We start from the raw sequence: 11596 nt of genomic DNA on the forward strand, positions 1-11596 counted from the left end.
CCGCTGGCCGGCGTGGACACCGCGGTGCCCGCCGGGGTCGACCGCGGCGACCTGGCCGCGTACTGCCTCATGCTCGGCGACGACGCGCTGATCATGTCGCACCGGCTGCAGCAGTGGGTGACCCGCGCGCCCGAGCTCGAGGACGAGCTGGCGATCGCGAACATCGCCCTGGACCTGCTCGGCCAGGCACGCCTGCTGCTGACCCGCGCCGCCGAGGTCGAGGACGCCGGCCGCGACGAGGACGCCCTGGCCTACCTGCGGGACGCCGCGGACTTCCGCAACGTCCGGCTGGTGGAGCGCGAGGACGCCGACTTCGCGCACCTGGTCGCCCGCCTGCTGGCGTTCGCGACCTGGCGGCTCGCGCTGCTGGACGCCCTGACCGCCGCGGGCGACCCGGTGCTGGCGGCGATCGGCGCGAAGGGCGTCAAGGAGGTCACCTACCACCGCGACTACGCGGCCCGCTGGGTGGTCCGGCTCGGCGACGGCACCGAGCTGTCCCACGCCCGGATGCAGGGCGCGGCCGACGCGGTGCTGCCGCTGACCGGCGAGCTGTTCCGCACCCACGCCACCGAGTCGCGCCTGGCGGCGGCCGGGATGGCCGTCGACCCGGCGACGCTGCGCGCGGAGTTCGACGGCGTCTGGGCGCAGGTCGTCGCGGCCGCGACGCTGCGGCCGGCGGCGGGCGCGCCGGGCGACGACGGCCCGGGCGGCCGCGACGGCGTGCACACCCCGGCGCTGGCCGGGATCCTCGCCGAGCTGCAGGGGCTGGCCCGCTCGACGCCGGGAGGTGTGTGGTGACCGCGGCGGCCGTCGCGGCCCGGGTCACCGACCCGGAGCTGCCCATGCTCACCCTCGCCGACCTCGGGATCCTGCGCGCCGTCGACGAGAGCGGCGACGGCGTCGTCGTCACGATCACCCCGACCTACTCGGGCTGCCCCGCCATGCGGACCATCGAGGACGACCTCACCGGCGCGCTGCGCGACGCCGGCTACCGGCAGGTCGAGGTGCGCACCGTGCTGAGCCCGGCGTGGACCACCGACTGGATCACCCCGGCGGGGCGCGACAAGCTCGCCGCCGCCGGGATCTCGCCGCCGGGCCCCGCGCCCCGCCGGGCCGCCGGGCCGGTGCCGCTCACGCTCGGCCCCAGCCGGCGCTCGATCGCCTGCCCGCAGTGCGGGCACGCCGAGACCGAGGAGATCACCGCCTTCAGCGCCACGGCCTGCCGCGCGCTGCGCCGGTGCACCGCCTGCCGCGAGCCGTTCGAACACGTGAAGGAGATCTGACGTGGTGGTGCGGGACTTCCATCCGCTGCGGGTCGCCGCGGTCGAACGGCTCTGCGACGACGCGGTCGCCGTCACGTTCGAGGTGCCCGAGGAGCTGACCGGCGCGTACGCGTTCCGGCCCGGCCAGTCGCTGACGATCCGCCGCGCCGGCGACGGCGCCGACGAGCGGCGCAGCTACTCGATCTGCGCGCCGGCCGGCGAACGCCCCCGCATCGGGGTGCGCGAGGTCCCGGGCGGCCTGGTGTCGTCCTGGCTGGTGCACGGCCTGCGCCCCGGCGACGAGGTCGAGGTCGCGCCGCCGAGCGGCACCTTCACCCCGGACCTGGACGCGGCCGGCCGGCACGTCCTGATCGCCGCCGGCTCGGGCATCACCCCGGTGCTCTCGATCGCCGCGTCGTTGCTGCGCCGGCCGGACACCCAGGTCAGCATCCTGTACGGCAACCGCCGCGCCGACACGGTCATGTTCGCCGAGGAGCTCGCCGACCTCAAGGACGCCCACCCGTCCCGGCTCGAGCTGGTGCACCTGCTCTCCCGCGAGGCCCGCGAGGTCGAGCTGCTCACCGGGCGCCTGGACGCGGACAAGCTGCGGACCCTGCTGCCCCTGCTCATCGACGTGCCCGGGGTCGAGCACTGGTGGCTGTGCGGCCCGTTCGGCATGGTCACCGACGCCACCGAGGTGCTGGGCGAGTTCGGCGTCGAGCCGGCCCGGATCCACCGCGAGCTGTTCTGGGTCGACGAGGCGCCGCCGGAGCCGGTCCGGGAGGAGGCGGGGCCCCGGGGCCCGAGCAGCGAGGTCACCGTGGTCCTGGACGGCCGGTCGACGACGGTCACCGTGCCGGAGGGCGACACCGTCCTGGAGGGCGCCCAGCGGTCCCGCCCGGACCTGCCGTTCGCCTGCAAGGGCGGGGTGTGCGGCACCTGCCGGGCCCGCGTCGTCGACGGCGAGGTGGCGATGCGGCGCAACTTCGCGCTGGAGCCGGCCGAGGTGGCGGCGGGCTTCGTGCTCACCTGTCAGTCGACGCCGACCTCGGCCAAGGTGGTCGTCAGCTTCGACGACTGACGGACTCGCGAACGTCGGTTCCGTGCTCGGCGAACGCCTTGAAGTCCCGCATGTGCTGCAACGACTGCTTGCGGAAGGCGCCGGGCATCAGGAGGCCCACCAGCCGCATCAGCACGCCGCTGAACCGGTACTCGTTCTCGCTCACCCAGAGCGTCGTCTCCGGGCCGGTCTCGGTGAGGCGTTCGCGCGCGGCGCTCCACATGCCCTTGCCGGCGATCTCGCGCTCGAAGCAGAGGACGCCGTCGGCCAGTTCCCGGCGGGTGATGGTCTCGGTGGCCTCGAACTCCTGCTGTCCCGTCTTCATGACGACGCGCGACCGGGTGCCGACCTGCCCGTGCACCCCGCTCAGCGGCTCGTGCACGACCAGGCCCCGCAGCCACTTCGGCAGGTGTTCCGGGTCGGCGAGCAGCTCGGCCACCCTCTCCCGCGGCAGGGCGATCTCCAGCGAGACGGTGTACCTCATGGCACGGCACACTAACAGCGGGCCCCGAGTTGCGGGTGTGACGACAGGGGTCGACGGGCGGAAGTCCTCACAATCGGCGGCGGGCTGCCGATGGCAACGCTCGTGCAAAGTGCGGAGTTCGACGACCACGCCGCGGAGTACTGGGCCCGCCAGATCAGGATCGGGTCCGCCATCGCCGCCGGGGTGTCCCTGCTCGGCTGCGTCCGCGTCGCCGTCGCCTGGGGTCCCGGCGCCAGCTGGCTGATCCCGCTGGTGGTCTGCGCGATCCTCGGCCAGGTCGGCGCCGTGTTCCTGCCCTGGGCACGGATGGTGCGCAACCGCCGGTTCCGGAGCTGGCTGGTCACCTGGTGGCTCGTCGAGCTGCCGCTGCTGTTCATGTTCTCGTACATCGACGACGACGGTGTGATCGTCTATCTGCCGGGCGTCGCGCTGATCCTGGTGGCCGCCGCGTCGCTGTACGGGCCGCGGGTCGTGGTCGGCCTCGGCGCGATGTCGCTGGCCGGCTTCCTGGCCCTGCTGCCGGCGGTGACCAGCGCCAGCGCCGTCTCGGTCGTCTCGCTGGCGGCGATCATGTGCTGCCTCGTGGCGCTGAACTCGATGCACGCGCACAACCGCCGCCAGCTGGACACCCGGCGCAAGGCCGCCGAGCACCGCACCGAGATGCTGCTGGAGGCCGCCTCGGACGCGGTCTTCGCGATCGACGCCGAGGGCGTCGTCCGCTACGCCAGCCCGTCCGCGCAGCGGATCCTCGGCCTGCGCACGGACCAGCTCAGCGGCACCGCCGCGTCGACGCTGACCCACCCGGAGGAGCTGGAGGGCCTGCGCGAGTGGCTGGCCGGCCTCTGGCGCAAGCCGGGGGAGACCAGCCGCACCGAGGCCCGGCTGCGCCGCCCGGACGGCAGCTGGATGCACCTCGACGTCATCGGCACGAACCGGGTCGACGACCCGGCCCTGCGCGCCGCCGTGATCAGCCTGCGGGACATCGGCCGGCGCAAGGAGCTCGAGGACGAGCTCAGCAAGCAGGCGTTCACCGACTCGCTGACCGGGCTGCCGAACCGGGCGCTGTTCCGCGACCGCCTCGAGCAGGCCGTCGCCCGCCGCCGCCCGGACGGCACGGTCACCGTGCTGCTCATCGACCTCGACGACTTCAAGCTCGTCAACGACAACCTCGGGCACAGCGCCGGCGACGTGCTGCTGTCCACCCTCGCCCGGCGGCTGCGCGCCGAGATGCGCCCCGGCGACACCCTGGCCCGGCTCGGCGGCGACGAGTTCGCCATCCTGATCGAGGACCTGGACCTCGACGGCGCGGCCACCCTCGCCGAGCGGCTGCTGGCCGCCGGCCGCGAGCAGGTACGCCTGGACAGCCGCGACGTGAGCTGCTCGCTGAGCATCGGCGTCGCCGGCGGCGACATGCCCGCCGAGCAGCTGCTGCGCAACGCCGACCTGGCGATGTACGCGGCCAAGCGCGGCGGCCGCAACGCGTACGAGCTGTTCAGCCCGTCGATGTCGCGCTCGGTGCTGGAGGAGGCGCAGCAGCGCGTCGACATGGAGCGCGGCCTGGAGCAGAAGCAGTTCATCGTCCTGTACCAGCCCGTCGTCGACATGGAGACCGAGCGGGTGACCGGCGTCGAGGCGCTGGTCCGGTGGCACCACCCGGAGGACGGGCTGCTCAGCCCGAACCAGTTCATCGCGAACGCCGAGGCCAACGGCCTGATCGTGCCGCTCGGCCGGTGGGTGCTGCGGGAGGCCTGCGAGCAGCTGGCGCGCTGGCGCCGCGAGACGCCGGACGCGGCCGGGCTGGTGATGAACGTCAACCTGTCGGCGCGGCAGTTCCAGTACGCCGGCCTGGTCGACGACGTCGCCGCGGCGCTGCGGGACGCGGGGATCCCGCCGGGCTCGCTGACCCTGGAGATCACCGAGTCGATGTTGATGGTGGACATCGAGGGTGCGATCGAGACGCTGGGCGCGCTGCGCCGGCTCGGGGTCCGGCTGGCCATCGACGACTTCGGCACCGGCTACTCGTCGCTGAACTACCTCAAGCAGCTGCCGGTCGACATCATCAAGATCGACCGTACCTTCGTGGAGCAGGTCGACACCGACGCCGAGGACGTGGCGCTGATCGACGCGGTGGTGAACCTGGGCCAGGCGCTGCGGATGCAGACCGTGGCCGAGGGCATCGAGACGGACGGCCAGTGGGCGATGCTCCGCGAGATCGGCTGTGACCAGGGCCAGGGCTACCTCTTCGGCCGCCCGGGCGACGCCGCCTCGGTGACCGGCCTGCTGGCCCGCGGCATCGGCGTGGCGAACCGGGTCGAGGCGACGACCTCCGCCTGAGAGTAAGTGAATTTCTTGACATAACGGGATTCATGGCTAATGCTGCACAAGCTAAATTCCCCCGTTATGCCCGGTGCGCCCAGCTCATCCCCCTTGCTGGCACCGCTAAGGAGTTCTTCAGATGTCCTACGCCCTCGACGACGCGACCCTCAGCCGGCTCTGCGCCAAGGCGCTCAGCGAACACGCGTCGGAGAACCGTTTCGTCGCCCTGGCCCTCGCCACGAACGACCCGCTGGCCGACGTCGCGCGGACCGTCGAGCGGACCGTGTTCGAGGAGTCGTTCGGGCTGGACGAGGCCGTGATGGTCGCCGAGTACACCCCGTACGAGGAACAGAGCTACTTCTTCCTGGTCCTCGACCGGGAGACCGGGCTGCCGGCGGGTGCCGCACGGGCGATCGAGGGTGGCGGCAAGACCCTGGACGACGCGCCCGACCTGATCAATGTGCCGCTGTCCGAGATCGTCGACGCGCACGGCATGCACGACGGCGGAAAGATCTGGGACTACGCCACGCTCGCGGTCCTGCCCCGCTACCGCGCCGACCGCAACGGCCTGACCGTCAGCAGCATGCTCTACCGCATGTTCATCAACGCCGGCCACCGCTGGGACGTCCGGCACGTCGTCTGCATGCTCGACTCGGCCGCCTTCCGCAACCTGGACATGCTCGGCGTCCGGTTCGTCGCGATGGCCGGCTCCGCGCCCTTCGAGTACCTCGGCTCGCCGGCGAACCGCGCCCTGTACATCCCGTTCAAGGAGATCGCCCGCTCGATGGGCGACCAGGCCGAGCTGCTCAGCCAGCCCGAGGTTCCGGACGCCAACGGCCGCCGCCGGCCCGGGGCCCGCCGCATCACCCAGCGCCTGGCCGCCCAGGTGTCCTCCGGCGACGGCCTCGACCCGCACATCGACATGCCGGGCTTCGAGCGGCGCCGCCACCGCCGCTAGGGCAGCAGGCAGGCGACCGTACGGTGATCGCCGTCGTCGGCGACGCCGTGGGTGACACCGGTGAAGCCGGGCCAGCGCCGGGCCAGGACCTGTTCGTGCTCCAGGAAGCGCACGATCGTCGCGCCGATCCGCTCGCCGGGGACCAGCAGCGGAATCCCCGGCGGGTACGGCGTGAGCAGCACCGCGGTCACCCGCCCGGCCAGCTTCTCCAACGGCACGTGTTCGACCTGCCCGGCGGCCATCGCGGTCCACGCGTCGGCCGGGAGCGTCACCTGCTCGACCGGCTCGGTGTAGATCGACGTGGTCAGTTCGGCGAGGTCGGCGTCGCGGTAGGTGGCATGCAGGGCGGCGCAGAGGTCCCGTAGCCCGAGCCGGGCGTAGCCGGGGTACGCGGCGGCGAAGGCCGGCATGAGCCGTTCGATCTCGGCGTTGCCGTCGTAGGCGCTCTTGAACCGGTGCAGCTCGGCGACCAGGGAGTTCCACCGGCCCTTGGTGATGCCGATGGTGAAGAGCACGAGCAGCGAGTACAGGCCGGTCTTCTCCACCACGACGCCGTGCTCGGCGAGATAGCGCGCCAGCACCACGCCCGGGATGCTCGGCGAGCCGGGTTCGCTGAACTCGCCGTGCACGGTGAGGCCCGGCATCGTGAGGGTGACCTTGATCGGGTCGAGCATGGTGAAACCGTCGTCGACCTGGTCGAAGCCGTGCCATGGCGCGTCATTGGTCAGCTCCCACTCGGAGCGTTCGGGCAGTCCGGTCCGGGGTGGGGTGTCCGGTCCCCAGACGCCGAACCACCAGCCGTCGCGTTCCTCGCCGACGCGGATGATGGTGCGGCGGAACTCCATCGCCTCGGTGATGCTCTCCTCGACCAGGGCGTGGCCGCGCTTGCCGGCCATCATCTCGGCGGACACGTCGCAGCTGGCGATGATGGCGTACTGCGGGCTGGTCGAGGTGTGCATGCGGTACGCCTGGGCCAGGACCCGGCTGTCGAAGTGGCCGCCGGTGGTGTCCTGGACGAGGATCTGGGACGCCTGGGACAGGCCGGCGAGGAGCTTGTGGGTGGACTGGGTGGAGTAGACCACGGTCCGGTCGGTGCGGTCGCTGTCGTTGGCGACGCCGTGCATCCCCTCGTACAGCTTGTGGAAGCCGGCGTGCGGCAGCCAGGCCTCGTCGAAGTGGAGGGCGTCGACGACGCCGTCGAGGCTTCTCCTCAGTTCGTCCGCGCGGTAGATGATGCCGTCGTAGGTGGACTGGGTCAGGGCCAGCAGGCGGATCCGTCTGCTCTTGTCGGTGACCAGGGGGCTGGCGTCGATCTTGGCCTGGAGCGCGGCGGGGGTGAATTCGCTGCGCGGGATGGGCCCGATGGTGCCGGCCAGGTTGCGGGTCGGCATCAGGTAGATCGGTACGGCCCCGGTGAGCACGATGGCGTGCAGGACCGACTTGTGGCAGTTGCGGTCCACCGCGACGATGTCGCCCGGCCCGACCAGCGAGTTCCACACGATCTTGTTCGAGGTGGAGGTGCCGTTGGTGACGAAGTAGAGGTGGTCGGCGCGGAACGTCCTGGCCGCGAGGCGTTCGCTGTCGGCGATGGGGCCGCTGTGATCGAGCAACTGCCCCAGTTCCTCGACGGCGTTGCACACGTCGGCCCGCAGCAGGTTCTCGCCGAAGAACTCGTGGAACAGGCTGCCGATCGGGCTCTTCAGGAACGCGGTGCCGCCGGAGTGGCCGGGGCAGTGCCAGGAGTAGGCACCGTCGTTGGCGTAGCGCATCAGCGCCGCGAAGAACGGCGGCGCCAGCTGGCCGAGATAGTGGCTGACCTCCCGCTGGATCTTGCGGGCCAGGAAGTCGGGGGTGTCCTCGTAGGCGTTGATGACGCCGTCGATCCGGGAGAGCACCGACTGCGGAATTCGTCGTGCCGTCAGCTGCTCGCCGAACAACAGGATCGGGACCCGGTCATTGTGTGCGCGGACGGCCTGCACGAACTCGGCCGCCCCACGGACGGCGGCCACGTCGGAGGGTTCCTCGGGCCGGTCGTGGGACCGGCGTACGGTGAGCTGCAGCGTGTAGAGAACCGCCGAGCTCGACCGGGCGACGTGTGCCAGCGTTCCCAGCCGCTCGGTGCCCCGACCGTCGTCGCTGAACCGCCCCAGCTCGAGACCGGCCCGGACCAGGGCGGCTTCGAGAAGCTCCAGTGGCTGTTGCGCCCCGGCGGGGCCTTCCGCGGGCGTGACGATCGTGACCGGGAACGACAAGGTGAACGCCCTCTCGGCGGTAGCTGGCGCAGCGGGCGTGCGCATCGCCGTGAACCTAGCCAGGACGAGAGCGATCCAGGCGGGGAACCCAGCGTGGGTCCCCGAGCCGGGTGACATCAACACGAAAACGGGCAGCCACCGGACGGTGGCTGCCCGATCTCCGGGTTTGCGACGGTCAGTCGCGGGCGGCGTTCCGGCGGCGCCGGGTCGCGCCGATGAGCACCAGGCCGACGAGCACCAGCAGCGCACCGCCCAGGATGACGGTCATCGAGTTGGCGCCGGTGAGTGCCAGCCGCGAGTTGTTCTCGGCCTGCACGTCGTCGTTCGCCACCTCGTCCTGGCCGGGGTCCGGCGCGCCGTCGTCGGTGTTCACGTCCTCGGCGGCGGGTACCTCGGTCTCGGTCTCGGTCGGCTCGGGCTCGGCGGTGTTGCCGGCCACGTTGCGGACCGGGTCGTCGCCCTCGTCCTCGTTGTTGTTCGACTTGTCGTCGTTGTTGTTGTTGTTGTTGTTGGACTCGTCGTCCTCGGTGGCCGGCTTGGTCGTCTTGCTCGGCTTCGGGGAGGCGGCGGTCGTCTTCGGCGGGATGGTCACGGTGCCGGTCTTGGGCGGCGTGCCGTCGGTGCCGGTCTTCGGCGTCGCGGTGCCGGCCGTGTCGCCGGGGTTCGGCTCCTCGCCGTTGTCACCGTCGTCGTTGCCGTTGTCGTTCCCGCCACCGTTGTTGCCGTTGTTCCCGCCGCCGTTGTTGCCGCCGTTGTTACCACCGTTGTTACCACCGCCGTTGTTACCACCGTTGTTGTCGGCGGGCGGGGTGGTGGCCGGCGGGTCCTCGGGCTGGTCGGGCTCCTCGGCCTGGCCGCCCTCGACCTTGACGCGGACCGCGTCGAGCGCCGGGGTCTGGTTGGCGCGCTGCATCATCGGGATGCGGTGCGAGCCGTCGCCGGCCCAGGACGCGCACTGCGCGATGCCCTCCTGCGGCAGCCCCGGCACCTGGATGGTCACGGTGTCCGGCGTCCGGCCACCCTTGCGGTCCTCGGTCGCGACGAAGAACGCCGGAACCGGCGCCGGGTCGACGGCCTCGGTGGTGCTGGACAGCATCCGGCAGGCGGTGTGGAAGTGGCCGCGGACGAGGCCGTCCTGCAGGACCGAGCTCTCCACGTAGTACCCGCCCTGGCCGGCCGCGAGGAAGCGGTCCCGGATCAGGTTGCGGGTGCTGACCTTGAGGGTGAACGGCGTGTTCGCCCGCACGGTCTCCGGGAACTCGGTGATCAGCAGCGTCGGGTTGTTCTCCTGCGCGCCGACCTCACCGAACTCGGTGGAGACGCAGCGGTTGCCGTTCTGGAAGCCGTCGTGCGGCGTCAGGTCGCTGTCCTCGCAGCTGTTGGCCAGGATCGTCAGGCCGTTGACCTGCTTGGCCGTGGTGTTGCCGGTCTTGCAGACCTCGACGGCCTCGGGCTTGGGGGCCTGCTCGCCCTTGGCCAGCTGGCCGTCGCCCTTGTGCTGGACGTCGCCGTCCTTGTCGGTGTAGGTGCCGACCCTGGGGTCGCTCGCGGCCTTCTGGCCCGACGGGGCGGCGGGGGTGGCGGCGGGGGCCTGGCAGGCGGCGGTCTTGCTCTCGTCGGCGTTGGAGATCTGGGTGACAGTGATCACCCCGCCGAACGCGACCAGCGCGGCGACCGCGGCGATGATCCTGCGGTCCGGGCCCCGGCGTGTGCCGGCCCGACGGTAGGTCGGCCTTCGCATGGGTGGGCACCTCTTCTTCAAAACCATTTCGGCGGCTGATGCTGCCACGCGGGGGCCATTTCCGGTCCCCATCCGCGGTGGCACCCAGACGTTAGGAGCAGGCTCGACCGAACGCCAATTAAGGCCGAAAACTTGAGGAATTCTTAGGCGCGAATTAATGCAAAAATATGCATCGCTAGTCGAACCCTCAACCTCCACCGTTCGGCCGATGCCCTACTGGTACGAACGGTGGAGGTCCACGGATGCAGACCGGTGTCACGAGGGTACCGGGAGTGAGCGATGAGGACACCGTCCTAACGGCCGCAGCCTCGCCGCGGACCGGCGATTGCGCCAGGATGGAATCGCCGGAAAGGAGGCACGCCGATGTCCCTCGTGCACGGCACGGTCGCACCCGGCTACGAGAAGGTCCGCGAGGTCTTCGCCGCCGAGGCCGCCCGGCTCGGCGACGCCGCCGCCCAGCTCGCGGTCTACCGGCACGGCCGCCCGGTCGTCGACCTCTACACCCACGACGGCGACGCGCTGACCGCGGTCTTCGCCGTCACCATGGGCGCCGCGCACCTCGTCCTCGCGCTGCTGGTCCAGGACGGCCTGGTCGGCGTGGCCCGCTCGGTGCGGCACTACTGGCCGCAGTTCACCAGCGATGTCACCGTGCGGGAGCTGTTAGGGCACCGGGCCGGGCTGATCGGGGTCGACGGCGGGTTCGGGCCGCGCGAGATCGCGGACGACCGGATCATCGCCGAGCGGCTCGCCAAGCAGCGCCCGTACTGGAGCCGCGGCGCGGGCTACGGCTACCACGTGCTGGTCATCGGCGCGCTCGCCGGCGAGATCGTCCGGCGGGTCACCGGGCGCTCGCTCCAGCAGACCTACGAGCAGCGCGTCCGCGCGCCGCACGGGATCGACCTCTACCTCGGGCTGCCCGAGCCGCTCGAGCCGCGGTACCGCCCGATCCGGCCGGCCGTCGTGCCGGAACCGCCGCCGGAGCCCGGAAGCCTGGCCGGCATCGCCCTCAACCGGCACGCCTTCCCGCCGACCGACCTCGTCGCGTTCGCGAACAGCCGGACGGTGCGCCGCCTGGGCCAGGCGTCGGCGGGCGGAGTGGCTAGCGCGCGGGGCGTCGCGCGGCTGTATGCTGCCGCCCTGTCGGGTGTGGACGGAAACGCGCCGCTTCTGCACCCGCGCACGATCACGGAGTTCGGCACCGCCGGCGGGCCCGCCCCGGACCTGCTGACCGGTGCCACCGGCAACCGCTTCGGCCTCGGCTTCGAGGCCCTGACCACGCCCTATCCCTTCCTCGGCCCGGCCGCGCTCGGACACTCCGGCGCGGCCGGATCGCTCGGCTTCGCCGACCCGCGCAGCGGCGTCGCGTACGGCTACACCCGGGACCGGTTCGCCCCACCCGGCGGCGCGGTGGAGAACGACCAGCTCGCGGCGGCTGTCATTCAGGCCGCCGACGGCTGATCGTCGTCCGCCGACCACCGGAGATCCACCCGGCACCCCCCATGATCGACAACTCGGTGCCGTCC

General features: G+C 71.9%; 9 protein-coding genes. 6 read left to right on the forward strand and 3 right to left on the reverse strand.

What is annotated here, in order from left to right:
* Positions 1-69: 69 nt before the first annotated feature.
* The 3 genes from paaC to paaE are packed head-to-tail and all read left to right on the forward strand — an operon-like array spanning position 70 to position 2343.
* Complete coding sequence (gene paaC, locus ACIBSW_RS23120; protein ID WP_354722163.1) at positions 70-798, forward strand: 1,2-phenylacetyl-CoA epoxidase subunit PaaC; 729 nt, start codon at positions 70-72, stop codon at positions 796-798.
* Positions 792-1283: a 1,2-phenylacetyl-CoA epoxidase subunit PaaD gene (paaD, locus tag ACIBSW_RS23125; RefSeq protein WP_354722124.1), complete on the forward strand. Its 492-nt coding sequence runs from the start codon at positions 792-794 to the stop codon at positions 1281-1283. The genes paaC and paaD overlap by 7 nt, the downstream gene beginning before the upstream one ends.
* A gap of 1 nt (position 1284) precedes the next feature.
* Positions 1285-2343, forward strand: coding sequence for a 1,2-phenylacetyl-CoA epoxidase subunit PaaE (gene paaE / locus ACIBSW_RS23130; protein ID WP_354722125.1), 1059 nt, complete (start codon positions 1285-1287; stop codon positions 2341-2343).
* On the opposite strand, the gene ACIBSW_RS23135 is transcribed toward paaE, so the two are convergent.
* Positions 2327-2806 (reverse strand): SRPBCC family protein, encoded by a 480-nt coding sequence (locus ACIBSW_RS23135; RefSeq protein ID WP_354722126.1) that lies wholly within the window; start codon positions 2804-2806, stop codon positions 2327-2329. The genes paaE and ACIBSW_RS23135 overlap by 17 nt on opposite strands.
* A gap of 90 nt (positions 2807-2896) precedes the next feature.
* Between ACIBSW_RS23135 and ACIBSW_RS23140 the strand changes: the two genes are divergently transcribed.
* A complete protein-coding gene (locus ACIBSW_RS23140) occupies positions 2897-5140 on the forward strand; it encodes an EAL domain-containing protein (RefSeq protein WP_354722127.1) in 2244 nt (747 codons plus the stop codon).
* Between the two features lie 121 nt (positions 5141-5261).
* Positions 5262-6080: a hypothetical protein gene (locus ACIBSW_RS23145; RefSeq protein WP_354722128.1), complete on the forward strand. Its 819-nt coding sequence runs from the start codon at positions 5262-5264 to the stop codon at positions 6078-6080.
* Here the strand turns inward: ACIBSW_RS23145 and ACIBSW_RS23150 are convergent.
* Both ACIBSW_RS23150 and ACIBSW_RS23155 read right to left on the reverse strand, forming a co-directional pair.
* Entirely contained in the window at positions 6077-8377 is a 2301-nt protein-coding gene (locus tag ACIBSW_RS23150) for an arginine/lysine/ornithine decarboxylase (protein WP_354722129.1), read from the reverse strand. The genes ACIBSW_RS23145 and ACIBSW_RS23150 overlap by 4 nt on opposite strands.
* Before the next feature lie 130 nt (positions 8378-8507).
* The gene (locus ACIBSW_RS23155; protein WP_354722130.1) at positions 8508-10073 is read right to left on the reverse strand and encodes a hypothetical protein; all 1566 of its coding nucleotides are present in this window, start codon (positions 10071-10073) and stop codon (positions 8508-8510) included.
* Between the two features lie 363 nt (positions 10074-10436).
* Between ACIBSW_RS23155 and ACIBSW_RS23160 the strand changes: the two genes are divergently transcribed.
* Complete coding sequence (locus ACIBSW_RS23160; protein WP_354722131.1) at positions 10437-11531, forward strand: serine hydrolase domain-containing protein; 1095 nt, start codon at positions 10437-10439, stop codon at positions 11529-11531.
* Positions 11532-11596: the final 65 nt, after the last annotated feature.

Origin of the sequence: Actinoplanes sp. NPDC049668 (genome assembly GCF_044465445.1) — a bacterium.
GTDB lineage: Bacteria > Actinomycetota > Actinomycetes > Mycobacteriales > Micromonosporaceae > Actinoplanes.

Coding starts and splice junctions, on each gene's coding strand:
- ACIBSW_RS23135 (WP_354722126.1), bottom strand. CDS start 2,806: ATGAGGTACACCGTCTCGCTGGAGATCGCCCTGCCGCGGGAGAGGGTG.
- ACIBSW_RS23150 (WP_354722129.1), bottom strand. CDS start 8,377: ATGCGCACGCCCGCTGCGCCAGCTACCGCCGAGAGGGCGTTCACCTTG.
- ACIBSW_RS23160 (WP_354722131.1), top strand. CDS start 10,437: ATGTCCCTCGTGCACGGCACGGTCGCACCCGGCTACGAGAAGGTCCGC.
- ACIBSW_RS23155 (WP_354722130.1), bottom strand. CDS start 10,073: ATGCGAAGGCCGACCTACCGTCGGGCCGGCACACGCCGGGGCCCGGAC.
- paaC (WP_354722163.1), top strand. CDS start 70: ATGCTCGGCGACGACGCGCTGATCATGTCGCACCGGCTGCAGCAGTGG.
- ACIBSW_RS23145 (WP_354722128.1), top strand. CDS start 5,262: ATGTCCTACGCCCTCGACGACGCGACCCTCAGCCGGCTCTGCGCCAAG.
- ACIBSW_RS23140 (WP_354722127.1), top strand. CDS start 2,897: ATGGCAACGCTCGTGCAAAGTGCGGAGTTCGACGACCACGCCGCGGAG.